This window comes from Paraburkholderia agricolaris (assembly GCF_009455635.1).
In the GTDB taxonomy this organism is placed as follows: Bacteria; Pseudomonadota; Gammaproteobacteria; order Burkholderiales; family Burkholderiaceae; genus Paraburkholderia; species Paraburkholderia agricolaris.
In genome coordinates this window covers 1768229-1793554 of the sequence record NZ_QPER01000002.1, presented here as the reverse complement: position 1 = coordinate 1793554, position 25326 = coordinate 1768229, and the positions used below count along the sequence as shown (strand labels likewise).

Sequence of the window (25326 nt, the reverse complement as noted above, 5' to 3'; positions counted from 1 at the left end):
AGATTCGCTTCGGAACACACGCTGGCCATGTCGGCCAGGCACATCATCGCCGAACCGATCATGCCATCGAATCGACACCTAGTGCCTCAACTTCCTGAAAAACTTGCGAATCTCGGTTGCGAGCAGATCCGGTTTCTCCAGCGCGGCAAAATGGCCGCCGCCCGGCATGTCGCTCCATTGCACCACGTTGAAAGTCCGCTCGAGCCACGTGCGTGGCGGCTGGTTGATTTCCTTCGGAAAGCAGGCAAATCCTACCGGCGGCACGACGCGCGGCCCCTCGGTGAAACGCATCGGTTGCAGCCGGTTTTCCCAGTACATCTGCATCGACGAGCCGATACTCTGGGTGTACCAGTAAAGCGAAATATTGGTGAGCAGCTCGTCTTTCGAAAACACCCGCTCGACGTCGCCGTCGCAATCGCTCCATGCGCGAAACTTCTCGCCGATCCATGCGGCGAGCCCCACCGGCGAATCGTTTAGCGACGCCGCCGCGGTCTGCGGTTTCGTGCCGTGCATGTGCGCATAGCCGCCTTCGAGCGCGGCCCATTCGTTCTTGTGCCGCAGATAGGCTTCCTCCGCGGGCGTGAGCGGTGTCTGCGCGGCGCCGCTTGCGGGCTCATACGAGCTCGGCAGGAAGTTGAGATGAATGCCATCGACACGTTCATGATGCCTTGCCGCGAGCGCGATCGAGACGCCCGCGCCCAGGTCGCCGCCTTGGGCGCCAAAGCGTTCATAACCGAGACCGCGCATCAGCGAGGCCCACAGGTCCGCCACCTGAAACGCGGATGTACCGGCCTCTGTCGGAGCCTGCGAGAATCCGAAGCCGGGCAGCGACGGAACGACGACGTCAAACGCATCGGCCGGATCGCAGCCGAAGGCGGCCGGGTCGCATAGGCGATCGAGTAACGCGTGGAACTCGAAAAACGATCCGGGCCAGCCATGCGTGACGACGAGCGGATAGCACGCTGGGCCAACCCCGCGCCGATGCACGAAGTGCACGCGCTGCCCCTCGACCTCCGCGAGAAATTGCGGCTGCCGATTCAACTTGCGCTCGGCTTCCCGCCAATCGAAGCGCTCGGCCCAGTACTGCGCGAGTTCGCGCAGCCACGCGGAATCGGCGCCTTGCTGCCACGCGGGCGATGGCGTCGCCGGGGCCCAGCGGGTTGCGCGAATACGCCGGCGAAGATCGTCTATGTCGGCGTCGGGCACGGCAATCTGAAACGGCTCTATCTGCATGTCAGTTCATCCGGCACAGCGTGTGGGGATAACGGGCGCTTCACATTCGACCTTCATCGTGCTGGCCGCCTCCACCCGGCGGCAGCGAAGGCACAAAGCGGGCACGGCAATCCGCATGGTACACAATGAGCGGCCTGAGAGCATGAGGGCGGGACCGCTTCGTCAGCGAAAACAGAAAAGCCCGCAAAATGCGGGCTTTTCTGCTTACCTCTGCACCGGCCGTTTAGAAACGGTGACGGATACCCACCGTGCCGACCACCTGCGAGTCGGTCGACGAGCGGCTCACACCGACGATATCGGCAGTAATGCCCGAATTGCCGACGCTGCCGACATGCTGATACGCCGCTTCAACATACACGTCGGTACGTTTGGACAATGCATAGTCGGTTTGCAGCGTGATCTGCTGGTACTTCGGGCTCGCGCCGTTCAGACTGGCGTCGGTAAATGTATATGCGCCCGATACCGTCCATGCCGGCGTGAATGCATAACGTGCGTTCACTTCATAGTTCGTGAAGCGCGCGCTGCCGGCAGTCAGCGCAAATCCGCTGCTCGTGCCCGACGCCGACGATCCGATCGACGTGGCGTTGCTCAGTTGCGTCTGCGTGAATACCAGGCCGACGTTGGCCGCGCCGAACGCATAGTTCACGCCTGCGCCATAGGTACGCTGCAGGCCCGCGTTGAAGGTGGAGTCGCCGCTTGCCACGGCGCCGCTCGAGTTGGTCGTCGAACCGCCGCCGTTCAGTTGCAGGTAGCCCGCGGCGAACTTCAGGCCGCCGAACGCGTACGATGCGCCGACGCTATAGGCGCGGCTATCGGCGAAGCTGCCCGCCGCGTTCGAGAAGCCGTACAAGGCGCCGAACTTGAAGCCGCCGTAATCGACGCTCTGGAACTTGACGGCGTTGTTGATCCGCACCGAGTTGTTCAGGTTGTCGTTGTCGTACGGGTGCGATGCGAGCGTGCCGCCGTATTGCGTGCCGTTCAGTGCGAGCGGCGCGAGATAGTCGACCACGCTGTCGTACTGGCGACCGAGCGTAACCGAGCCGAACTGGTCGCTCGCCAAACCGACGTACGCCTGACGGCCGAATTCGCGACCGTTCTGACCGAGCTTGCCGGTCGACAGATTGAAGCCGTTCTCCAGCACGAAGATCGCCTTCAGGCCGTTGCCCAGATCTTCCGAACCGCGCAGGCCCCAACGGTCGCCATTGAGCATGCCGCTGGCCTGCTGGTAGTTTGCGCTGCCTCCCGAGTTGCTGGTGTAGGTGAGACCCGTGTCGATCAACCCGTACAGCGTAACCGAGCTTTGTGCGTGGGCGGCACCCGCGGCGCCGACGAGTGCGAGCGAGAGGCCCGACAATACGAATTTATTCATTGATTTCTCTCCGGATTTCAATAGCGGATGCTATCGAGTGGCGGAGAATATCCCACTGATAGAAATACTGTTTTTCAGTTAATTACGATGTTGCTATTATGCGACGTGACTGATTTTTTAGATTGCTGATCATTTCACCGGAACGGCCAGCCTCTGTGGAAAATTAAAAGGGGAACGCGCGACGTGCGATTACACATCAAGTATCTGATTTAATTGCCACATCGAAGAGTCAGGCCGGCGCGCGACTGAAGCAGAAACCTCCCAAACAACTCATATTACTCAACTTTCAATTCCAATTAATTCCCGCTGAAATTAATTGGAATATCTTTGAAGTAAAATTAACATATTCAGTCTATTATTGCGGCAATCGCAAATGCTCATTGCCAATTTTAAATATCAAAAGAAAATCGCCTGCCTGGCAGAAAAGACGAATGAACTGCATCCGCCAACCACCTCGCAACACGCCGTGCTCACAAGCCGGATAAATGAAACCCCTGCCCTTACTCATCGAGAGGAGCTTGCTGCGATGTCTGCCTACGAATCCAAAGTGCCGCGGATGCTGTTGCCCGCGCAACGCTTCAAGGACGCGGCGCGAGGGTCAGGCTCGGTGCGCCGCCGGGTCCGGCCGGGTCCGGATTGCCGAACGCAGGCAGAGCGCCGTCGGCACGGGCACGGGCGATTTCCGCACGCACCTGTGCGCGTGTTTTCGCCCCAGCTTCTGAATTCGCCGACGTGCCGGCAGCGGGCGCGAGTTGAGGCCCCCATTGCGCCGATTGTGCCGATGCGGTTTGCGCGGTTAGCTCGGCTCGCGGTACGGGCTGCGCAGTTGACGCTGGCACGGTCGGCTTTGAGTCAGCGGGCGCACCGGCCACGTTAGAGATTTCCGCGACCCTAGCTGGAACGGAGGGTAATGCGCGTCCAGTTGCAGGAGCACCAACGGCACTCGCCACCCCGCTCAACACGCTGCCCGCGTCAACCGTAGTCACCGCTGTTTCAGGATTCCACCGGGTCTTCGCATAACTGGTTGGCACGCGCTTCGACTGTTCGCGCGTCGCCACGTGACGTTCACGAGAACGGACCGTGTTGCTGGAAGACAGCGACGCAGAGTGAGCCGGCTTCATCCCTTGCCGCGTTGGCTTCCGCACCTGCACGGCGGCCTGCGCTTGCTGTGCCTGCTCCATGCGCGCCGCTACTTCTCTTTGCAGCGCGCGAACCTGATCGTCGCCCCGATGTGCCGGCCGTACCGCGTCCAGTTGCGCTTGCGCGGCGACCAGGTCGTTGCGCTGCAGACTGTGGCGCGCCGCGTCGAGATTCCCGGCAATAGCTGCCGCCGAGCCGCCGGATGTCAGGACGGGTCCCGAACTCACCGAACCGCTGTTCGTGTCGCCGCCTGCGTCACGAGCCAAAGTATTTCCGTGCTCGAGACCCAGGTCGTCCGCCGGTAGCCAGTTTTTATCCGACTGCGAAATATAAGCCACGATCCCAAGCGTGCCGACAATCAGGCTCGTGAGAACGATCTTGCTGGATTCGATAATCATGACGTCTCCCTCTCGAATCGTGGACGTGCGCGTTCGCGGTATCGCAAACGTGCCCGAATTCATCAGAGGGTTCGTAGCGAATTAATCGATGCCGCCGCAACGACCGCATGTTCGGGCCGGTACAGTCACGTACGAATAGGAGTGCAAGCTGGATGCGTGCTATGTGCTATTTATAGCCGCCAAACATCGATCTGTCCGCATGTGCCTGGCGTGTTGTCCGAAAAAGCCAGCTTGCTGGCCAGCCATTTCTAGGACGATTGTTTGAACTGCGAAGCAATCAGCAGCGAATTTGAATTCAGCGTTTGAATCCGGCGCATGCGGTGAGCCCGGTGCATGCCTACACGAGTGGCCCTTCCGCCTGCTTGCCACGCACCGCAACCACAATCGAGCTGCCGACAATCAAGGCAATGCCGAGCAGCGACATGCCGCCGATCGTCTCGCCCCACGCGACATAGCCGAATAACGCGGCCCACACGATGCTGGTGTAGTTATACGGCGCGAGCGCACCGGCGTCGGCCTGTCGGAATGCCATCGTCATCAGCAACTGCCCTGCGGTGGCAAACCCGCCCAGCAAGGCCATCACCACGAGCGCCTCGCGCGATGGCGTGCGCCATGCAAAGAATAGCGACGCCCCGGTGACGATCGTGCCGATCACCGTGAAATACAGCACTGTGGTGCCCGAATCGTCGGTGGCACGAATCCGCTTGATCTGAATGATCGACAACGCGCCGCAAAACGCGCTCGCAATCAGCAGGACCGGGCCGAGCCAACTCGAATGCGAACCGTCCGGCCGCACCACGAAAAGTACGCCGACAAAACCGATCGCGGCGGCCAGCGCATCGCGTGGCTTGAGCGTCTCCTTCAGAATAAGCGGCGCCAGAACGATCACCAGCAAAGTCTCCGAGTAGACGATCGCCACCGCTTCGCTGAGCGGGACATAAGGCAGTCCGGCAAAGAACAATCCTGAAGCACCGAGCAAGGTCAGCGCGCGTACGGTCTGCCCACGCACATCCATATGCCTGAGACGCTCGATGAGCGGTTTGCCGCGCAGGCAAACCGCGATGGCAGGCAAGAGGCCGAACAGCATCCGGAAAAAGGTCACTTCATTGGCCGGATAGGCGAGCGCCACCGACTTCGCCAGCGCGTCGACCAGCGCGAAGCAGAACATCGAGACGAGGATCAGCGCAATGCTGCGCAGCGGCACGGCGGTGTTCCGAACTGCAGTGATGGGCGGCATGAGTTTTCCTGACAGCGCACCAGGCGGCGCGCCGCCTGGGTTGCACCCCAATGAAAGGGTTGCGTAATCGGAAAACGGATTATGCCTGCTGCGCCTCCTTTGCGCCGCCAGCATCGGCTGCGCCCCCGTCAGACCCTCTACCCCGCGTTTACGCCATTCCGGGTAAGTACCGATACAGGTCTCGCAAACTAATAATATTATTCATATCGATTTCCGTATCCATAGGGTCTAGGCCCGTTGTCTGAGGCCCTATGCGTATTTAATAATAATTATGACCATCAATTAAGCGGGGACATCAGGAGATACAGGTGCGCAATTACTTTGTGCTGGCAACGCTCGCCATGCTGGGCGCTTGCGGCGGCAATGATGGTTCGCCAGACGTGGCCGCGTCGGCGAACAGGCAGATCGCAGCAGTCGATTCCTCAGCAGCGTCGGGGGCAGCCGCGGCCTCGGCAGCGGCGCTGGCGGATACGGCCAACGTGGAAGCCGAGTTCAGGACGGCAAAGACCATCCCCCTCGGGATGAAGACAACGACGCCGCCGCTCGTGATCGCCGACCCCACCCTCAACCTTCCGCCGTACACGCCACCACCCCCGCCCACGCCGGTTTCCACCACGACCCTCAACTTCGGCGACTTCACGAGTTACCTCGCGCCGGGGTCGACCCAAGGCTGGCAGCCCGGTTCGAGCAGTTCGACCATCACGATTCCCCCGCCGGCCACCAACGGCACTGGCGCCGGCGACAAAACCGTTGCGCTCGCCAGCACCTATGCCACGGCGTCTTACGAAGCGGATGTGACGGTCAGCGCGCCGGTGGGCAGCGGCGCGGCGAACGCCGGCTTTATTGTCCGCACGACGAACCCCACCGCAGGCGGCCCGGATAGCCTGACCGGTTATTACATCGGCCTCGATACGGGTTCGCACGTGCTGCAGGTCGGCAGGGAAAACAACAACTGGACGAGTTTCATCGCGTACCCGATGAGCACGATCGTGGGCGGCAGCACGCACCACCTGAAAGTCACGACGAGCGGCACGGCCATCACCGTCGATCTCGACCAGCAGCGCGTGATCAGCGTCAACGACGCCACCAACGCGCTCCCCGCGGCCTTCCAGTCGGGCAGCTTCGGGCTGCGGCGATTCGGCGTCGGCGCGAGCTTCAGCAACATCACGATCCGCACCTATCCGACCGTTACGTCGCCCAGCTTCGATTTCTCGAAGGTGGTCGGCGCGGTCTACACGCCGTCCAACGCGGTGAACGCGATCGACTTCTGGGAGAACTACGACCCCGAGATCGTCAATCGCGAGCTGACGTATGCGCAGACATACGGCATGAACACCATTGCCGTGTATCTGCACTACCTCGTGTGGGCGAACGATCGCGTCGCATTCCTTAGCAAGTTCGAAAACCTGCTGAAGATCGCCGCGCGGCATGGCATCAAGGTCTCGCCGATCTTCTACGACGACTGCTGGAACCCGACGCCCGCGTATGGTCCGCAACCCGCGCCGATCTGGGGCGTGCATAACAGTCAGTGGGTGCAGTCGCCAGGCACGCCGGTCGAGCAGGCGTACTTCCAGCCCACAGCGGCCAATGCCGGCACCACGTATAAGGCGAGTCTCGCGAGCTACATCACCGACTTCGTCGCACCGCACCGCAACGACCCGCGCATCATTTTCTGGGAGCCGATGAACGAACCGGGTTGCAGCGGCAACGGTTCGTTGCAGCAAACCCGCGCCGTGATGATGAACGACGCGCGCATCGCGATTCTGAATGCGGGTGCGACGCAGCCGATCAATTCGCCCCAGGTGCAGGAGGACGAAGGCACGTATTTCTCGGACTTTTATGCGTTCCATCCGTACAACAACCCGTACACGGGACCGGTGAACGGCAGCAATGTCAGCGCCTTGAATTCCGAAACGCTGCAGCGCGGCTTCCCCGGCACGACGGGACAGACGATGCCGGGCATTGTGTCGAACTACGGCGGCACGACGGGCTTCGTCGTGTGGGAACTGATGATCGGCCGCACCAATACGCGCTTCCACTGGGGTCAGGTGCCGAGCGCGCCCGCCACCGTCGAACCGGCCACGCCCTTCCAGGGGACGATCTATCCGGATGGTCACCCGTGGCAGACGTCGGAGGTCCAGGCCTTGACGGGCGGCTTCGATGTGAAGCTGCCGGTGCTGCAAGTCGGCTACTACAACGATCCGACTTTCAACAGCGCGCCGGTCAAGACCTCGGTCACGCCGTTGATCGACTTCGACCTGAATACCGAACGCGGCACCGATTCGCCTGATGCCTCCGCGGGCGTCAACGCGACCGGTTATGGCGTGCGGTGGACCGGCGCAATCGAGGCCGCCAGAACCGGGCTCTACACGTTCTCGATCAATAGCGACAACGTTGCACGCCTGTGGATCAACGGGGTGCGGGTCATCAACAAGAAGACCTCGACACTGGCCACGGTGAGCGGCACCACCTGGCTCACCGCGAAGCAGCGCGCCTCGATCAAGGTGGAGTATGTGCACGGGTCGGGCCCGGCGAGCATGCACCTGTCGTGGTCGAGCCCAATGGCGAAGAACCCGGGGGCACTGAGGATCGTACCGTCGGATTCCCTCGTGACATCGAACTAACGGAGCGATCGTTGCGCCAGTCGGCAGCGCGGCAGCCTGCAACAACTGCCGACTGGTGGTTTCGTCAATCCGCGGGTTCAGCCGTTACCGCCGTGCCACAGCGTGAGCTTGTTCACCACGACCAGCACACCCGGCACGGTTCGGGCGATCTGCTCCGCCTGCCGGATCTGGTCGGCGCTATGCACCGTGCCGCTCAAGATCACCGCGCCGTCGCGTGCACGCACGAATACGCCCGCCACATTGAAACCTGGGGCCTTGTCGAGTGCTCGCCGGACTGCTATCGCGAGATTGTCGTCGGACTGCGACCCGGTTTTACCGCTTGTCATTGCGGGCGGCACGCCGGCGTTCGACGTCCCATCCCCGGTTTGCACGCAGGCCGAAAACGCCGCCGTCATGCACACGACTGCTAACAGACCGGATACTCGTTTGCGGTTCACGTGGATGTCCGGTGGAAATGCGCGGCCCGACCTCAAAACACTGTATAAAAACACAGTATAATGACCTTTATGGATGGCCCATTGCTTCGTGTCCGGGCTATCGCTCCGCAAGGTTTGAATCATGGTGTTCCAGCCAGGCCTGTTTGCCCCCGAACCCGTGTCCCTCGTCAATGACGCGGAAGGCGGAATTCGATATCTACCTGATTCGATCCCCGCAATTGCCGCGCAACAGTGGTTCGAGCAGTCACTTGAAAATATCTGCTGGATCAGCCAGCAGCGCATGATGTACGACCGGGAAGTGGCGGTGCCGCGCCTGCTCGCCACTTTCACCCGCGAAGCTGAAGATCTGCCTGCGCCGCTTGGCGAAGCATTCGAGGCCGTGCGCGCACTGTTGGGCGCGCCATTCAATCGCGTCGGTCTGAATCTCTATCGCGACGGCAACGACAGCGTTGCGCTCCATGGCGACAAAACCGAAAAACTGTTACCGGGCCAGCCGATTGCCATCGTCTCGCTCGGCACGTGCCGCCGTATGTCGATCCGGCCAAAGGCGGGTTCTGGCCGGATCGTGCATGTGGAGTTGGAGCCAGGCAGTTGCATCGTCATGAGCTACGCCTCGCAATTCACGCACGAGCACGGCATTCCCAAACTGGCGGGCGTGACCGAGCCGCGTATCAGCCTCGCGTTTCGCTGCTATGCGGGTTGAGGCGGGTTGAAGCCGATTGAGCCCGTTAAGCCCGCTGAGCCTGCCGCTAACCGAGCTTCGCAAGCAACGCCTTGGCCGCCGCTTCCGACGAAGCGGGATTTTGCCCCGTAATCAGATTGCCCGCGATCACCACATGCGACTGCCAGTCCGGCCCCTTCGAATAACGTCCGCCATGCTTCTTCAACATGTCTTCGACAAGGAAAGGCACGACGTCGGTAAGACCGACCGCCGCTTCTTCGGAATTGGAAAAACCGGTAACCGGTTTGTCACGCACGAGCGGCGCTTGATCCGCCAGCTTCGTATGACGTAGCACGGCGGGCGCGTGGCATACGGCGCCGACCGGTTTTCCGGCGGCATAGAGCGCTTCGATCAGCGCAATCGAATGCGGGTCTTCAGCGAGATCCCATAACGGTCCGTGACCGCCGGGATAGAACACCGCGTCGTAGTCCGCAGCCGACACGGTGGAAAGTTTTACGGTATTCGCCAACGCGGCTTGCGCGTCCTTATCCTTGCCGAACCGGCGCGTCGCATCGGTCTGCGCATCGGGATCATCGCTCTTCGGGTCGAGCGGCGGCTGGCCGCCTTTGGGCGAAGCGAGCGTCATCTCGGCGCCGGCATCCTTGAACACGTAATACGGCGCGGCAAACTCTTCGAGCCAGAAACCAGTCTTCCGGCCGGTATTGCCGAGTTGGTCGTGTGAAGTCAGCACCACCAGGATTTTCATGGAAACCTCGCGAGTCGATTCAGTTCGCGTTGCGCCGAGCCGTGCAGCGGGATGGCCGGCTCCGCGCGTTCTGGCAGTATAGGCGGCTATCCGGCCCGCAGAAGCATCCCGCTCACGCTAGACAACATAAATTTCCGGGTTGTCCACCAAGGGTAAAAACTGTCCTGTGCGTCCATCGAGCGCGAGCATCGTGCCGCTTTCGATATCGAAGATCCAGCCGTGCAGCCGCACCGTTTTGTTTGCCAGACCCACGGCCACACACGGATGCGTGCGGATGTTCGCGAGTTGCGCCATCACGTTATCCTTGACCAGTGCGTCGAGACGCTCGGCATCCGATGCGTAGGTTCGTGACGCGTTGATCGCTTTCGCCGCGTCGGCGTGACGCAACCAGCCTGCCACTGCCGGCAGATGGTCGAGGTTCTTGCATGTGCAGATTGCCGTCATTGCCCCGCAATTGGAGTGACCGCAAATCACAATATCCCGCACGCCGAGTACCGCCACTGCGTATTCGACCGTGGCCGATACCCCGCCCGGCTCGGGACCGTATGACGGCACGATGTTGCCCGCGTTGCGAATGACGAACAGCGCGCCGGGCTCCACCTGGGTCAGTAATTCGGGAACGACCCGGCTATCCGAGCAGGTCACGAACAGCGTGCTCGGACTTTGCGCGGTCGATAAACGCTTGAACAAGGCGCTTTGTTGCGGGAAGACTTCGCGTTGGAAGCGGATGAGCCCTTCGATGATTTCTTTCACGACTTTCTCCGGATAGTCAAAGCCTCAGCCTGCCGGAACTGCGGCAAAGGTCCAAGGCGTGTCTGCGATCGGTTCGCGGGACTATACCGCAGTCGCGGCTGCCGTTTCATCCGGCGGCAAGCAAGCCGCAAACAAAAAAACCCCGGCTGTTACCAGCCGGGGCCAACTCTCTCGTCCGCACACCGGAAACCGTGCGGGCATAAATACTGTACCTGCGCAGACGCAGCGGATGTACACGCGACTCTGGAAGAGTCCTTTCCACCGATCTTCTCCGCTCTCCACCGCTCGCCGGCTTCGCGGCGAAAACCCGAACGCGTTGCGCTAATGCGCGCTATCGCATTGCTGCATTGCTGCATCGCCACATGGCAACACGCATCAACACGCATAAGCGCAACACAACCAGGTCAGTCAATCCTCGCCGCGTTTTCGGCAAAGCTCACGGTTTAATGGCCGTACATCGCATTCCAGTCCGCGGCCGATACCGCCGGACGACCGCTTTGCGACGAGCCCGCGGCGTTGCCACCGTAGCCGCTCAAGTCGCTGTTGCGGGCGGCAATTCGTGCCTGCGCAGCCTGAATCGCATCAGGATAATGCGCCTGGTCGCCGTCACCGACGTGATACCCCGCCTGCTGGAGTTGGATCAGTTCGGCACGCACCTGCTCACGGGTGATGCGGGAATTCGATTGCGCAAAAACGGTGGCCGAAGCGGTAAGCGAAGCAACGATAACGACGGCCTGGATCAAAGACTTCATGGTAAAAACAAACTCCGATGATTGAGGGTGGGCGGTCAGTGGACTCATACTCGTCGTGACCGCTGAACCCAATATAGGCGCCGATTCCGCACGGAGTAACGGGCGCTCATCGAAGGGATTGTTGTTGAATCTGGAGAAATCAGCCGGTGCGCTGGCGAAAAGCAATCAGAGCGGGCCCGGCGCACAGATGCCGGACCGCCCTCCCGTGTCAGGATTTGGGCCGCTCAGGGCTCAGTTGAAATCCCCGGTTTCGAGTTCCACTGACCGTCCCCCGTTTTTTTCGAGGACGCGCCGCGTAGCATTTTCAATCCGCGCGCGATTGGCCTCGAAGGTCCCGACCAGATCGTGGGCCGACGGTCCCTCGTTGCCGAAATGACTATTCAGCGCGTCCAGCGACACGCTGCACCAGACGTCGGCTCCATCGACATTGGCTTCGAAGGCGACGCGCGCCGCTGCCACCACTTCACGGCGTCCGGTGAATTCGATCCTCATAATGACCCTCCATTTGGCGAAAGTAATGCTGATGCCGCAATGGCCATGCCAAGCCGTTCCGGTACCACTTCAATACCGGACTGACCTGCGCCGCCGCTAGCCGCGTTCAGCACACATTCTCCGCAAGGTGCATACTCGAGATCGGCCGCCTTCGGGCGGCCGCGCTTATGCGTCGCGGCATGCGTGTGCCTGTTATGCCGTCAGACGCCTCCAACATCCTAATACTACCGCCCCCATGTCCCGCAGCCCGCAATCGTCGCGTCGTTTAGTCATTGCCGCCGTCATGGCTTCAATGGCAATGGTCGCCATTGAAGCCACCATCGTTTCCACCGCCATGCCGCAGATCGTCGCGCAACTCGGCGATCTGCATCTGTATAGCTGGGTCTTCTCGTCGTTCCTGCTGACGCAAACCGCGATGACCGTGGTGTTCGGCAAGCTTGCCGATCTGTACGGACGCAAGCCGGTCATGCTCGCCGGCATCGCGATCTTTCTGCTCGGTTCGGTGCTGGCCGGCTTCGCGTGGTCGATGCCCGCGATGATCGTGTTCCGTCTGATCCAGGGGGTCGGCGCGGGCGCGATCCAGCCGGTCACGCTGACCATCGTCGCCGATCTCTATCCGGCGCGCGAACGCGGCAAGGTGCAGGGTTATCTCGCCAGCGTGTGGGCGATTTCAGCGGTGGTCGGGCCGATGGTGGGCGGCTTCATCATTCACAATCTGTCGTGGGCGTGGATCTTCTGGATGAACGTGCCGATCGGCCTTGCTTCGGCAGCCGGCTTCATTGCGTTCCTGCGCGAATCGGAACGGCACGCGCGGCCGTCGATCGATTTCGCGGGCGCGGCGCTCTTCATGGCGGCGATCGCGGCACTGATGATGGCGCTGACCTACGCAGGCGACGACGACCTCGTCAAAGCCTCGCTCGCCGGTGGCGCGTTCATGCTGTGCCTGCTGTTGTTCGTGTTCCAGGAACGCCGCGCGGCTGAGCCGATGATCTCGTTCGCGCTCTGGAGCCGACGGCCGATTGCGGCGTGCAATGCCGCCACCGTGCTGGCCGGCATGATCCTGATGGGCGCCACCACCTTCCTGCCGATGTATGTTCAAGGCGTGCTGCACCGTTCGCCCGTGGTCGCGGGTCTTGCGCTCACGATGATGATGGTGGGCTGGCCGGCGGGCGCGACGCTCGCGGCGAAGTCATTTCACCGCATCGGCTTGCGGCGCATTCTGATCGGCGGCAGCGCTTTCGTGCCGCTCGGCGCGGTGTTGCTGCTGTTCCTGCAGCCTGGCGGCTCACCGCTCATCGCGGCGTTCGGCTCGCTCATCATGGGCTTCGGCATGGGCACGTCGAGCGTCAGCTCGCTCGTGCTGATCCAGGAGATCGTCAAGATGGACGAACGCGGCAGCGCGACCGCATCGAATCTTTTCTCTCGCAATCTCGGCAGCACGCTGGGCGCAACGTTGTTCGGCGCGGTGCTCAACTTCGGCCTCAGCCACTCGAAGGATGTGGCCGTGGTCACCTCGGATCAGTTAAAAGCGCTGCTGCAGAATCAGGTGACGAGTCTCGCCGACAGCGACATGATCCGCATGGTGCTGCATCAATCGCTGCACCTGACTTTCATCTCGATCTTCGCGATTGCGATTTTTGTGGTCGTGCTGCTCAGTTTCGTGCCGCCCATCTCCATCGGGCCGACGAAGCAGATTCCGCTTGAAGCGTTGTCGCCACTCGAGGATTGAGCGCCGCTGCGTGATACGTGGCGCTACGCGCCACTCGCCGGCAACGCGGTGGCGAAGAAATCGATCGCCCTTTGGGCCGTTTGCGCGTGTACAGCATCCCGATCGACACCTGGATTGTCCTTGCAGATAGTCGCAAGACGATCCATTACACCGGGCAGGCAGGTGTCGAGAAAGGTGTAGTGCGACGCGCCCGGCACCATCGTGACGCTTGCCTTCGGCAGCAAACCCGCGATGCGGTGAATGTTGGTGTCCACCGGCGCGGTCACGTCGGCCTCGCCCGCGAGCAGCGAGACGGGAATGTCGACGTCCGCGAACGAGTGGCTATCGAAAGCCTCGCCTAGCGCCGGCGCGATCGCAAAGACCGCCTTGACGCGCGCATCCCGGTACGAATCGCCGGCGCGGTCCCGGGACGCCTTCGTTTCCGGCGAAAGCGTGGCGAGTGTCAACGGCGGTGCGTGAGGGTCCTCGTGGATTCTGGCGGCTTCCGGCGGATGACAGATCGCATCGGCCTGCGGCCCCGAGCAGAAACGCTCGAAGGCCGGCAAATTGGTTCGCGCGCCGGCCAGTTCGAGAACCGTGTACCCACCGAGCGAGAAACCTACGGCGCCGATCCGGTCACGATCGACATGCGGGCCCAGCATCGGATCGGCAAGGACGCCGTCCAGCACTTCGCTCGCGTCCGTGGCGCGCTCCCACCAGAGCATGAAGCCATCGCGGGTCATCGGCTCCAATGCGTTGTTACCGGGATGATTGGCGCCCGCCACGATATAGCCCTGGGCCGCGAGCGCCGAGGCCAGCCAGTCGAGACTGTCCGCGCTGCCGCCGGTGCCGTGCGACAGCACGAGCAGCGGATACTTCGCTCGCGCGCTCGACAGCGGCGCATCCACGATGGCCGGGTGCCCATGAAACAGCGGGCGCCCCGGCGCGCCAAGATCATGGGCGAGTTCCGGGCTCGCCGGATCGGCCGGATACCAGATGGTCGTCACCAGCGCCTGGGTCCGAGCCCCGCGCCAGTTACGCACCGTGGCAGGATGAAACACACGCGCGGCCTCACCCACATGCCAGGCGGGCGGATCGGCCGGCGCGGCGGCGTCTGCCCACAACAAGGCCACCGAACACGCGAAGGCGGCACAGCAGAAACGAAACATGACTAATCCTTGCGAATGGGGATCATCAGATCCGTGACGCATGTGTGCTGCAAACCGGCAATCGCCGGGTTCCGGTACACCTCGAGCAACGGACGGTTGTCGCGTGCATAGCCGCTTTGCGGCAGCCAGCCGCGGTAGAGCGCATGGAAGGTCGGCGCGATCAACGCATACGGGCCGATCAGCCGATGCACCGCGTACAGTCCGCCCTCCACCCGCATAGGTTCGATTGCCTCGCCCGGTTCCAGCACATCATGAGGCGACGCGACAAGGCCCGCGTGATAGCGGAAACCGGCAGGCTGCGCCGGATCGCGCGTACAGACGCCGATACGCTGGTCCTCAAGCGCGTTCGCGCCGCAGCCGAGCCGTTCCATCAGCGAGCGAAAGGTTTGCCCGATCGTCGCGACCGGTCCTTCGTGGCGAAGGCACAGAAGATCGAGCGGCGCGATCTCGGTGAGTTCAACCGACGGCAAAGCCGACATCCGGCTTTCAGCCGCGTGTTCGCTGCCGGTCCCGTTTGCCTCGTTGTCGCGGCGCCCTCTGGACGGCGCGGCCAGTCGCTTCTGCCGCGCCTTGAATTCGCTCGGCGTCACCCCGGTGAAACCGCGAAACGCGCGCGCAAAAGCCTGCGGACTGTTGTAGCCGGCGTCGTGCGCGACCATGGTGACCAAAGCCGCGGCGTTGGTCAGCCGTTGCGCGGCCTGGGCGAGCCGCAGGCGCTGCACGGTCTCGACCACGCTTTCGCCGGTTAGCGCGCGATAGATCCGATGGAAGTGATAAGGCGAGAGATGCGCCACCGCGGCAAGGCTCTCGAGCGTATGCGGCGCGCCGGGTTCCACCAGAATCGCCTCGACTACGCGGGCGATCCGTCGACGATAATCGCGTTCGGTGCTGGGCTTCATCATGACGCTAGGATAGCGGCCTCATGGACGGAAGACGGTGCAGAACTTGCGGCATTTACCCGGGCGCAGGCTCGGGTTTCAATACTACAATCAGAACCACGCGACGCCCCAAACCAGAAGGGCGATCTTCAAGAAGAACATAACGAAAAATAGAGAGAGTAAGGGGATCGTATGGATCGTTTGGAACCTACCCTGACAGCGCCTGGCCTCGCTTCAGGAACAACGCCTTTTGCCGGTTGGGACAGCACGCAACGCTTCAGCGTGCGCTACTCGATCAAGCCCTCCGGCAAACCAGGCCTTCTATCCGCGATCCGCTATTCATCAGGCATCAACGGCCAACTGTCGTTTTCAGATGACAGCATCACGCTGCGCCGCTCCCGCAACACAGAAAACAACACAGAACAACGAAACTTGCCGCGTGCGGAAATCTTCGACATCCAACTCGCCCATCACCGCATCTCGTTCGATCTGCATCGAGCGCAAGGTGGCGTCGAGCACGTTGTCCTGAAGGCAAGCAGCGAGGAAGACGTCCGGCGCATCGTCGAGCTGCTGCCGGCTCAAATGACGCCCGCATTCGCGGCAGAGCGTATTGCGCTCACCACGTTCAAGGACAAGCTCAGCGCTCTAACACGCTTCACCTGGGTGACCTACCTGCTGATTGCGCTGAACGTGATGGTGTTCCTGGCGATGTGCCGCGCGGGCGTCGGTGTGATGAAAGTGGACCCCGTTGCGATCGTCGGCTGGGGCACGAACTTCGGACCGTATACGCTCGGTGACGAACCTTGGCGGCTGATCACCTCGATGTTCGTGCATTTCGGCTTGATACACATCACGTTCAACATGATTGCGCTTTACGCCGTGGGGCGCCTCACTGAGCGCCTCTACGGAAACATGCGTTTTCTCGCGCTCTATCTGTTCGCCGGACTGACCGGCAGTATCGCGAGCGTGCTCGCGCATCCAACCATCAACAGTGCCGGCGCGTCCGGCGCCATCTTCGGCGTGGCCGGTGGCTTGCTGATTTTCGTGCTGCGCTTTCGCAAAGAACTGCCCGCCAGCATTGCCGCGCGCAATCGTAGCGCGATGTGGGTGTTCATCGTCATCAACCTGCTCGACGGCTTCCGGCATCGGGGCACCGACAACGCCGCGCACCTGGGCGGTCTCGTCGGCGGTTTGCTGATCGGCGCGCTGCTGGCAAGACCGCTGGACAATGCAGCGCGCGAGCGGCACTCGTTCAGGAGCGCATTGCTGTCCACGCTCATGGCATGCGTCACGCTGGGCGCCTTGACCTATCCGCTGACGCACGTCAGCAAAGCCAAACGCGAGGAGATTCAGTTTTCGAAGCTGCTGGTCGAATTGAGTGCGCAGGAGAAACACGCGATCGACGACACACGTGCATGGCAACACATGAAAATGCATTCGCAAATAGAAAGAGACGCCGCTTCCAACAAGCTCTTTGTGGATATCCTCCCGCAATGGGAGGCGCTTTATACGTCGGTCGAGAACACGCGGTTGCCCGATGGCTCGCCGCGCACCGCGCTAAGACAGGCCATGTTGCGCTATCTCGACGACAATCGCCGGATCGTTCGAACCGGCGCCGTGATGCTCTCGCATACTGAAGATAACGATCCGGTTGCGACGGCATCGCTTCGCGCGCTCAGCCAAGATTCGAAAGAACAGGCAGCGCTGGTCAAGAAGCTGGGCGCGGCGACCGGCAGTCCACCACGCTGAAACAGACATGGACGAGTTTGCCCGGATGTGCGACGGCATCTGCCGATGCATCAATCCATCAATCGCTGTCCCGGCCTGGCCGCGCGCAAATTCGTGCGGCCGGAAATTCTCAACGATCCGACCGTGTACCCGCCTGATTCCGTGCTGAAAACGCTGTTTCTGCTCAAGCCTTTGCCTGCCCCGATCAAGCGCCTGGAAGGCAGGCTGTGGGCGCAGCTAAAAACCGGAGGATAAGAAGTCGGCGCCGCGCGAATCAGGCGCCTTTCGCGTACAGCGTGGACTCAGTGAACCCGTCCGCGGCGAGTACCCGCCCTACCAGAATCAGCGCCGTACGCTCGATGGAGGTCGTTTGCACTTTGCCCACGATATCGTCGAGCGTACCGACGATCTTCTCCTCATCCGGCCAACTCGCCCGATAGACCACCGCGATTGGACAATCGCCGCCGTAATGTGGCCGCAACTCATCGACGATGCGTGCCAGATGACGCACGCCGAGGTGAATCGCCATCGTCGCGCGATGTCTCGCGAGGTCGGCGAGTTGCTCGCCCTCCGGCATGGTCGTTTTGCTGGCGAAACGCGTGAGGATCAACGTCTGCGAAATATTGGGCAGCGTCAGTTCGCAGCCGAGCGTCGCCGCGCAAGCCGCGGTTGCCGTTACGCCCGGCACGATTTCGTAGGGAATATTGAGTTCGCGAAGCCTGCGGATCTGTTCGCCGATTGCGCCATACAACGACGGGTCGCCGGAATGCACGCGCGCCACGTCCTGGCCTTTGTCGTGTGCGGCCTTAAGCAAATCAACGATCCGATCGAGGTCGAGCTCGGCGGTATTCACGACCTGCTCCGCACTATGGCCGTCCAAAACAGCGGCCGGCACCAGCGAGCCGGCGTACAGGATCACCGGACAGCCGCGCACGAGGCGTTGCCCTTTTACTGTGATCAGTTCCGGGTCGCCCGGACCCGCACCGATAAAAAACACCGTCATTCAGTACTCCATGATTCGATTGGCCGGAATGTCATGCATGTGCCATTCAAGTCGAGACTCGCAACGCTTCCAGCAAGTCGGCCACGCTTGCAAACTCGCGATCGACCGCGGGCAATTCAGGGCGCCGCAGCATCACGACCGGCAAGCCGCGTTCGCGCGCGACTTCGAGTTTCGCTTCGGTGGCGCTACCCCCGCTGTTTTTGCTGACGATGACATCGAAGGCTTCCGCGCTGAACAGCGCTCGTTCGCCTTCGAGTGTAAACGGCCCGCGTGTCGCCAGAATCCGCGCACGCGGATGGGTTTCGGGTGCGTCGAGGCAACGTATCGTCCAGAATTGCCGCAGAGGGATTTCGTCGAGATGCGCAAGCGGTTCGCGTCCGAGCGTGAAAAGTGGCCGCTTGAACGAAGCGAGCGCCGCCGTAAGCTCGGCCCAATCGCCGACCATGCGCCAGTCGTCGCCGGCTTGCGGCTGCCAGGCTTCGCGACGCAGTGCCCAACACGGCACGCGCGCCACGCCGCTCGCTTTCACAGCATTGGCGCTAATCTGCGCGGCGTACGGATGCGTCGCGTCAATCACCAGGTCGATACGTTCGTCCGCGATATAGCGCGCCATCCCTTCGCTACCGCCGAAGCCGCCCACACGCACCGCGCATGGCAGATCGTCCGGCACCTTGCCGAGGCCCGCGAGACTGTACACGTGCTCATGACCGAGTTGTCTGGCGATCCGCAAAGCATCGCCGGTGCCGCCGAGCAGCAGAACGCGCTTCATTGCACGGCTCCGACTATGGTTGAGGTGAGTTGCCGGACGCGCCGTGCGTGCCGTTGGCCTGTTTTGTGACCTCCAGCAACGTAATCGGCAACGCCTGACGCCACGTATCGAAACCGCCGAGCGGCTGAGCCTCAGCCAGCGCGATGCGGGTCAGCGTGCCGCCATGCTGCTCCCGCCATGCCGCGAGCGCCGCCTCGCCTTGCAAAGTGACGGCATTGGCGACCAGTCTCCCGCCTTCGCGCAGACGCGCCCAGCACGCATCGAGCACACCCGCCACCGTTACACCGCCGCCGATGAACACGGCATCCGGCTCGGCCAATCCTGCCAGTGCCTCGGGCGCGCGGCCGGCGACCAGTTGCAAACCCGGCACGCCCAACGCATCGCGATTGTGTTCGATGAACCGCTGACGCTCCGCGTGTCCTTCGATCGCGATTGCGCGGCAGCCCGGATGCGCACGCATCCATTCGATGCCGATCGAACCACTGCCCGCGCCGACATCCCAGAGCAGTTCGCCAGGCGTCGGCGCGAGGCGCGCCAGCGTGATCGCGCGGACGTCGCGCTTGGTCAACTGGCCGTCGTGGCGAAAGGCGTCGTCGGGCAAGCCGGTGGTCAACGGCAAACGCGGCGCGCCTTCCGTTGCACGGCATTCAAGCGCGACCAGGTTCAGCGCCGCCACGTCGCCCGCGGACCACTGGTCGGCGCGTCCGTCGATACACCGCTCCAGGTCGCCGCCCAAATGTTCCAGCACGCTCATCCGGGTCGCGCCGAAACCGCGCGCGTTCAGCAACTCAGCCAGCGCTGCGGGTGTACGCCCGTCAGCGCTCAAAACGAACACGCGTGCGCCGTCGTACAAATGGGCATTCAGCGCCGGCAATGGCCGCCCCACTAGCGAAACCGTGGCCACATCCTGCAACGGCCAGCCCAGCCGTGCAGCCGCTAGCGATAGCGACGACGGCGCCGGCAGCACCCGCAATTCACCGGTCGGCAATTGCCGCGCCAACGTGGCGCCGACGCCGAACAGCATCGGGTCGCCACTCGCCAGCACACACACGGGCCCACCACGCTCCGCCAGCAAAGGTGCAAGATCGAACGGCTTCGGCCATGCCGTCCGGCGCGCAGCCAGACGCCTGGGCAGCATCGCCAGATGACGTTCGCCGCCATAAACCACCGACGCTTCCAGCAAAGCACGCCGCGCGGGCCGCCCCAAACCGGCGAAGCCGTCATCGCCTATGCCCACCACAGTCAGCCACGCCGGCATGCATCCATCCTCATTCTGTATCGTCAAATATTGCGCTGTGCCACGCCGGTCAAAGCGTCCAGCCTCGTTGTGCTGTTCGAAAAAAGGCATAATACAGCCGCCGGTGCCCTTCGGGGCCGAAGAGGGAACACAGTGTCGCTGTGGCTGCCCCCGCAACTGTATGCAGCGAGTCCGCCTGCGCTGCGCGCCACTGGTTCGACCGGGAAGGCGGCGGCGGACGATGACCTGCCAGCCAGGAGACCTGCCGGCCAGACTGTTCGTGCCAGCCACCATCGGGCGGGGTGTACCGATGCCGCAGCAATGCCCGTAAGGGCGGCGCTCGGGCCATCGCGCGACGCTCAACCCGGTGTCCGTCTTGAATCAAGCTTCGCCCTCCACTGTTTTACCCGACGCGGCGCTCGCGCTGCGGCCTTCGGCGTGTCCGGGGCTGCTGCGCATCGTCGCCGCGCGCGACGGTGGGATCTGCCGGATCAAACTGCCCGGCGGTGAGTTGAGCGCCGCACAGGCCATCGCGATCGCCGAGGCCAGCACGCGGCATGCAAGCGGTGTAATCGAGCTGACCAATCGCGCGAATCTGCAGGTGCGTGGCGTGCATGCTGTACAAGGCGGGCATGAAACGGCACTGATCGCGGCACTCGTCGACGCGGGCCTTGGACCGGCTGTCGGACCGATTCCAGCCAACGCTGCGGTAGATGCTGCCAGTTTGCTGCTCGCGACTTCGGCGGACGACGTGCGCAATGTGATGGTGAGTCCGACTGCCGGGCGCGATCCATTTGCACTGTTCGACACGCGGCCCCTTTGCACCGAACTGCTTGCCTTGCTGCAAACCGAAGCGCGTTTCGCGGCGCTGTCGCCCAAATTCGCGCTATTGCTCGACGGCGGCGAGCGCCTTGCGAGAGTCGATCATCCGCACGATGTCTGGCTGGCGGCGACGCAAGCCGATGACGGCGTGCGATTTGTGTTCGGCTTGGCCGGTTGCCCCGCTGGAGAGACGAACGCGAAACCTGGCGCCCTCGGCGCCGTACTGCCTACGCAGGTCACCGGCCTGGTTCGCGCGCTGCTGCATACGTTCCTCGATCTGGCCGCCGCCGATGCCACGCGCATGCGTCATCTGCTTACCGCGCATTCCATCGACGCCGTTTTGCAGCACGCTCGTCAGTACATCGATTTCCCGCTGTCACGCGACGCGTCGCTCGCACACTGGCAACGCGGCACGCCTGCCGATGCCACGCTGCGGCTCGGCGCGCACGCTCAACGCGTCGTGGGCCTGCAGCACGCGGGCGGCCAACCGCCTCTCGGACGCCTCGACGCCGCCACCTTGCACCGCCTCGCCAAACTCTCCCAACAGCACGGCAACAGCACGCTGCGCATCACGCCCTGGCAAAGCGTCCTGCTGCCCGATATCGCAGCAAACCATGCGGCCGCCGTGCTCGCGGAAATGAACGCGCTAGGTCTCGCCTGCGATCCCGCGCAGCCGATTACACACCTGATCGCCTGCGCCGGTTCCACGGGCTGCGCAAAAAGCCTCGCCGATACCAAGGCCGATGCACTGCTTCTGGCGAATCGCTTGCCCGCTGGCGTCGACGTTCATCTGAGCGGCTGTCCGCGCTCATGCGCTGCGGCCTATTGCGCGCCGTACACGCTGCTGGCCACCGCGCCCGGCCTCTATGACCTCTATCGACGCAATGGCGAACCGGATTTCGGCTCGTGCGTCGCGCACCAACTTACGATCGAACAGGCCGCCGACATGCTCGACTCATTGGCCTACCCGGCCCGGAGCCCTTTAGATGCTTGATTACATTCGCGACGGTCAGGAGATCTATCGCCAATCCTTCGCGACGATACGTGCAGAGGCCGATCTTTCGCGCATTCCCGCCGACCTCGAAAAACTCGCGGTGCGTGTGATCCACGCCTGCGGCATGGTGGACGTCATTGAAGACCTGCAATTTTCCGCAGGTGCGGGCGCCGCGGGCCGCACGGCGCTGGCACAAGGCGCGCCGATTCTGTGCGACGCCGGTATGGTGGCGCAGGGCATCACGCGCGCACGATTGCCCGCCAACAACGAAGTCATCTGCACGCTCACGCATCAGGACGTGCCCGCGCTCGCGCGCGAACTCGGTAATACGCGTTCGGCCGCCGCGCTCGAATTGTGGCGGCCGCATCTGGCCGGCAGCGTCGTGGTGATCGGCAATGCGCCGACCGCCCTCTTCTATCTGCTTGACATGCTCGACGACGACGCGCCGAAACCCGCGCTGATTCTTGGTTTTCCAGTTGGCTTTGTCGGCGCTGCCGAATCGAAAGCGATGCTGGCGGAAAATAGCCGCGGCGTGCCCTACGTCGTGATTCATGGCCGGCGCGGCGGCAGTGCTATGGCGGCCGCCGCGGTGAATGCGCTGGCGACGGAGGTCGAGTAAATGACCGTGCGAGGACGTTTATTCGGCCTGGGCGTCGGCCCCGGCGACCCGGAACTCATCACGCTAAAAGCGCTGCGCGTGCTGAAAGCGGCCCCCGTGGTCGCGTATTTCGTCGCGAAGGGTAAAAAGGGCAACGCCTTCAGCATCATCGAGGCGCATCTGCATGACGCTCAGCAGCATCTGCCGCTTGTGTATCCCGTCACGACCGAAGCGCTCGAACCGCCGCTTTCGTACGAAGCGATCATCGCCGACTTCTACGACACCGCCGCGGAGATTGTCGCCGGCCATCTCGACGCCGGCCGCGACGTCGCGGTGATTTGCGAAGGCGATCCGTTTTTCTACGGCTCGTATATGTATCTGCACGACCGCCTTGCTGCGCGTTTCGAGGCCGAAGTCGTGCCCGGCGTGTGTTCGATGCTCGGCGGTGCGGCCGTTCTGGGCGCGCCGCTGGTGTATCGCAATCAGAGTTTGTCGGTGCTCTCCGGCGTGTTGCCCGAAGACGAATTGCGCCGGCGCCTCGCCGATGCCGACGCCGCGGTCATCATGAAACTCGGCCGTAATTTCGATAAGGTGCGGCGCGTGCTCGTCGAACTAGGGCTCGCGCATCGGGCGCTTTACGTCGAACGCGCGACCATGGGTAATCAACGTATTGTGGCCCTCGACGAAGTCGACCCGATGGCCTCGCCGTATTTCTCGCTGCTTGTGGTGCCGGGGGAAAAATGGCAAGGATGACGCCGCCCGCCATCGTCATTCTCGGCGCGGGCGCGTTGGTAACCGCACGGCGTATCCAGACGCTGTATGCCGGTTCCCAGGTGCATGCCTTGCAGGGGCGCGTCGAAGCTGACGTCTCGTATACGGAACTCCGCGCGCATCTGTGCGATCTTTATGCGCGCGGCACGCCGATCGTTGCGCTCTGCGCCGCAGGTATCGTGATTCGCTGCATCGCGCCCTTGCTGTCGAACAAGGGCGTCGAGCCGCCGGTACTGACCGTGGCGGAAGATGGCAGCGCGGTCGTGCCATTGCTCGGCGGCCTTGCAGGCGTCAACGTGATGGCACGTGAGATCGCGGCTGAATTGGCTGTGCCGCCGGCGATTACGACGAGTGGCGAACTGCGCTTCGGAACGTGTGTGCTCAATCCACCCGAAGGCTATGCACTCGCCGATATCGCGCAAGGCAAGCGCTTTGTTTCGGACCTGCTCGCAGGAGAAAGCACGCGAATCGAGGGCGAAGCGCCGTGGCTCGACGATGCGCAACTGCCGCGCTCTGAATCGGCACGTCTCGCGATTCGCGTGACACCCCGTGCGTGGGATGGGCGTGATGATGAGTTGGTGATTCATCCTCGGAGCGTGGTGGCGGCGGTCACTGTGCCGGGTGCGGGTGCGGGTGCTGGCTCGGCCTCTGCTACGAACGCAAACCTCAGCGCAAATTCCAGATCGGATTCCCAGACGGGTTCTGGCGCGCGGATCGCAGCGTTGGTGCGCGAGGCATTGGACGCACACGGTCTTGCGCCGCTTTCGCTCGCGGCATTGCTGGCGCCTTCTGAACACATGTTGGACGCGGCGCTCGCCGATGCCGCAGCGAGCCTGAATGTGCCCCTGCGTTTTGCCCAGCCGCGCCCGCAGGACGGCGAACCGCCGAGCAATCTGCTGCATGCCGCGCTGCGTGTCCCTTATCAAACGCTGCACGACGACGCGGACGCAGGCGTTGCCCTCGCGTTGGCCGCGCTGGCCATCGACCCGCACACGATTGGCCGCGCGCGCGGCCGCCTGACCGTGATCGGCCTCGGTCCAGGCCGTGCCGACCTGATGGTGCCTGCCGCACGAACCGCGCTGAACGAAGCCACCGATATTCTCGGTTACGAAACCTACGTGAAAATGGCCGGCCCGTTGCGCGCCGATCAACGCGTGCACGGCACCGACAATCGCGAGGAAATGCAGCGGGCACGCCATGCGTTCGAACTTGCTGGCACAGGACGGTCGGTGGTGATGGTGTCGTCGGGCGATCCCGGCGTGTTCGCGATGGCGGCTGCGGTGCTTGAGGCACTCGAAGAAGGCGGTTCGGCGAACGCCGGCTGGCGTGCGGTCGAACTCGCCATCGTGCCGGGGGTGTCGGCAGCCATGGCGACTGCCGCACAAGCCGGCGCGCCGCTGGGTCACGATTTCTGCATGCTGTCGCTATCCGACAATCTGAAACCGTGGACCATCATCGAAAAGCGCCTCCGGCATGCGGCCGAAGCGGATCTGGTGATGGCTTTTTATAACCCGATCTCGCGCGCACGACCGTGGCAACTGGATAAGGCGCTGGATATCCTGCGGGAATATCGCACGGCAGCAACGAAGGTGGTACTCGGTCGCGATATCGGCAGACCGGGCGGCACACTGCGTACGATCACGCTCGGCGAGCTGCGCTCGTCCGATGTGGATATGCGGACGATGGTGATCGTCGGCTCGTCGACCACGCGCGGGTTTGCCAACGGCATCGACGGTGGCGAGTGGGTTTATACGCCGCGCTGGTATGAGTGAGCGGTTGGCTCGCTC

22 protein-coding genes, 1 pseudogene and 1 riboswitch are annotated in these 25326 nt (G+C 62.7%); of the genes and pseudogenes, 9 read left to right on the top strand and 14 right to left on the bottom strand.

The features are described from left to right. Positions 1–78: 78 nt before the first annotated feature. The 4 genes from GH665_RS29405 to GH665_RS29390 form a co-directional block, all read right to left on the bottom strand. On the bottom strand, positions 79–1233 hold the full coding sequence (locus GH665_RS29405; protein WP_153140710.1) for an epoxide hydrolase family protein: 1155 nt from the start codon (positions 1231–1233) through the stop codon (positions 79–81). Positions 1234–1456: 223 nt separating this feature from the next. Beyond that, positions 1457–2602: a porin gene (locus tag GH665_RS29400; protein ID WP_153140709.1), complete on the bottom strand. Its 1146-nt coding sequence runs from the start codon at positions 2600–2602 to the stop codon at positions 1457–1459. Positions 2603–3180: 578 nt separating this feature from the next. Then, positions 3181–4140: a DUF4148 domain-containing protein gene (locus GH665_RS29395; protein WP_167531027.1), complete on the bottom strand. Its 960-nt coding sequence runs from the start codon at positions 4138–4140 to the stop codon at positions 3181–3183. A 337-nt stretch (positions 4141–4477) separates the two neighbouring features. Then, on the bottom strand, positions 4478–5377 hold the full coding sequence (locus tag GH665_RS29390; RefSeq protein WP_153140707.1) for a DMT family transporter: 900 nt from the start codon (positions 5375–5377) through the stop codon (positions 4478–4480). Positions 5378–5685: 308 nt separating this feature from the next. Between GH665_RS29390 and GH665_RS29385 the strand changes: the two genes are divergently transcribed. Beyond that, positions 5686–8001, top strand: a complete 2316-nt coding sequence (locus tag GH665_RS29385; protein WP_246216408.1) for a PA14 domain-containing protein — start codon at positions 5686–5688, stop codon at positions 7999–8001. Between the two features lie 77 nt (positions 8002–8078). Here the strand turns inward: GH665_RS29385 and GH665_RS29380 are convergent, their stop codons facing one another. After that, the gene (locus GH665_RS29380) at positions 8079–8438 is read right to left on the bottom strand and encodes a BON domain-containing protein (RefSeq protein WP_246216407.1); all 360 of its coding nucleotides are present in this window, start codon (positions 8436–8438) and stop codon (positions 8079–8081) included. Between the two features lie 121 nt (positions 8439–8559). On the opposite strand from GH665_RS29380, the gene GH665_RS29375 reads away from it, so the two are divergent. Continuing rightward, the gene (locus GH665_RS29375) at positions 8560–9141 is read left to right on the top strand and encodes an alpha-ketoglutarate-dependent dioxygenase AlkB family protein (protein ID WP_153140706.1); all 582 of its coding nucleotides are present in this window, start codon (positions 8560–8562) and stop codon (positions 9139–9141) included. 46 nt (positions 9142–9187) lie between these two features. On the opposite strand, the gene GH665_RS29370 is transcribed toward GH665_RS29375, so the two are convergent. The 4 genes from GH665_RS29370 to GH665_RS29355 all read right to left on the bottom strand — a co-directional run bounded on the left by GH665_RS29370 (position 9188) and on the right by GH665_RS29355 (position 11862). Next, entirely contained in the window at positions 9188–9865 is a 678-nt protein-coding gene (locus GH665_RS29370; RefSeq protein ID WP_153140705.1) for a type 1 glutamine amidotransferase domain-containing protein, read from the bottom strand. Between the two features lie 117 nt (positions 9866–9982). Then, positions 9983–10618 (bottom strand): carbonic anhydrase, encoded by a 636-nt coding sequence (locus GH665_RS29365; RefSeq protein ID WP_153140704.1) that lies wholly within the window; start codon positions 10616–10618, stop codon positions 9983–9985. A 443-nt stretch (positions 10619–11061) separates the two neighbouring features. Continuing rightward, on the bottom strand, positions 11062–11370 hold the full coding sequence (locus GH665_RS29360; RefSeq protein WP_153140703.1) for a DUF4148 domain-containing protein: 309 nt from the start codon (positions 11368–11370) through the stop codon (positions 11062–11064). Between the two features lie 231 nt (positions 11371–11601). After that, positions 11602–11862, bottom strand: coding sequence for a DUF1488 family protein (locus GH665_RS29355; RefSeq protein ID WP_153140702.1), 261 nt, complete (start codon positions 11860–11862; stop codon positions 11602–11604). A gap of 235 nt (positions 11863–12097) precedes the next feature. Between GH665_RS29355 and GH665_RS29350 the strand changes: the two genes are divergently transcribed. Beyond that, positions 12098–13591 carry an MDR family MFS transporter gene (locus GH665_RS29350; RefSeq protein ID WP_153140701.1) on the top strand — a complete coding sequence of 498 codons (1494 nt, stop codon included), beginning with the start codon at positions 12098–12100 and terminating at the stop codon, positions 13589–13591. Positions 13592–13614: 23 nt separating this feature from the next. Here GH665_RS29350 and GH665_RS29345 read toward each other — a convergent pair whose 3' ends face one another. Both GH665_RS29345 and GH665_RS29340 read right to left on the bottom strand, forming a co-directional pair. After that, positions 13615–14739, bottom strand: a complete 1125-nt coding sequence (locus GH665_RS29345; protein ID WP_153140700.1) for an alpha/beta hydrolase family protein — start codon at positions 14737–14739, stop codon at positions 13615–13617. Between the two features lie 2 nt (positions 14740–14741). Next, complete coding sequence (locus tag GH665_RS29340; protein ID WP_408270722.1) at positions 14742–15641, bottom strand: AraC family transcriptional regulator; 900 nt, start codon at positions 15639–15641, stop codon at positions 14742–14744. A gap of 168 nt (positions 15642–15809) precedes the next feature. Between GH665_RS29340 and GH665_RS29335 the strand changes: the two genes are divergently transcribed. Next, a complete protein-coding gene (locus tag GH665_RS29335; protein ID WP_153140699.1) occupies positions 15810–17366 on the top strand; it encodes a rhomboid family intramembrane serine protease in 1557 nt (518 codons plus the stop codon). A gap of 81 nt (positions 17367–17447) precedes the next feature. Then, a pseudogene (locus GH665_RS29330) lies at positions 17448–17600 on the top strand (polyamine ABC transporter substrate-binding protein); the annotation flags it as partial. Between the two features lie 19 nt (positions 17601–17619). On the opposite strand, the gene cobM reads toward GH665_RS29330, so the two are convergent. The 3 genes from cobM to cbiE are packed head-to-tail and all read right to left on the bottom strand — an operon-like array spanning position 17620 to position 20375. Beyond that, positions 17620–18348, bottom strand: coding sequence for a precorrin-4 C(11)-methyltransferase (cobM, locus tag GH665_RS29325; protein WP_153140698.1), 729 nt, complete (start codon positions 18346–18348; stop codon positions 17620–17622). A gap of 46 nt (positions 18349–18394) precedes the next feature. Further along, on the bottom strand, positions 18395–19117 hold the full coding sequence (locus GH665_RS29320; RefSeq protein WP_153140697.1) for a cobalt-precorrin-6A reductase: 723 nt from the start codon (positions 19115–19117) through the stop codon (positions 18395–18397). A gap of 13 nt (positions 19118–19130) precedes the next feature. Next, a complete protein-coding gene (gene cbiE / locus GH665_RS29315) occupies positions 19131–20375 on the bottom strand; it encodes a precorrin-6y C5,15-methyltransferase (decarboxylating) subunit CbiE (protein ID WP_153140696.1) in 1245 nt (414 codons plus the stop codon). Positions 20376–20459: 84 nt separating this feature from the next. Then, a riboswitch (cobalamin riboswitch) is annotated at positions 20460–20638 on the top strand. Positions 20639–20721: 83 nt separating this feature from the next. Between cbiE and cobG the strand changes: the two genes are divergently transcribed. From cobG to cobJ, 4 genes are read left to right on the top strand one after another with little or no spacing between them, the layout of a single operon-like run. Continuing rightward, positions 20722–22170, top strand: coding sequence for a precorrin-3B synthase (gene cobG, locus GH665_RS29310; RefSeq protein ID WP_153140695.1), 1449 nt, complete (start codon positions 20722–20724; stop codon positions 22168–22170). Next, positions 22163–22789, top strand: coding sequence for a precorrin-8X methylmutase (locus tag GH665_RS29305; protein ID WP_153140694.1), 627 nt, complete (start codon positions 22163–22165; stop codon positions 22787–22789). Before cobG ends, GH665_RS29305 begins: the two co-directional genes overlap by 8 nt. Further along, positions 22790–23521, top strand: a complete 732-nt coding sequence (locus GH665_RS29300; protein ID WP_153140693.1) for a precorrin-2 C(20)-methyltransferase — start codon at positions 22790–22792, stop codon at positions 23519–23521. Next, on the top strand, positions 23518–25311 hold the full coding sequence (gene cobJ, locus GH665_RS29295) for a precorrin-3B C(17)-methyltransferase (protein ID WP_153142352.1): 1794 nt from the start codon (positions 23518–23520) through the stop codon (positions 25309–25311). Before GH665_RS29300 ends, cobJ begins: the two co-directional genes overlap by 4 nt. The last annotated feature ends 15 nt before the right edge of the window (positions 25312–25326 follow it).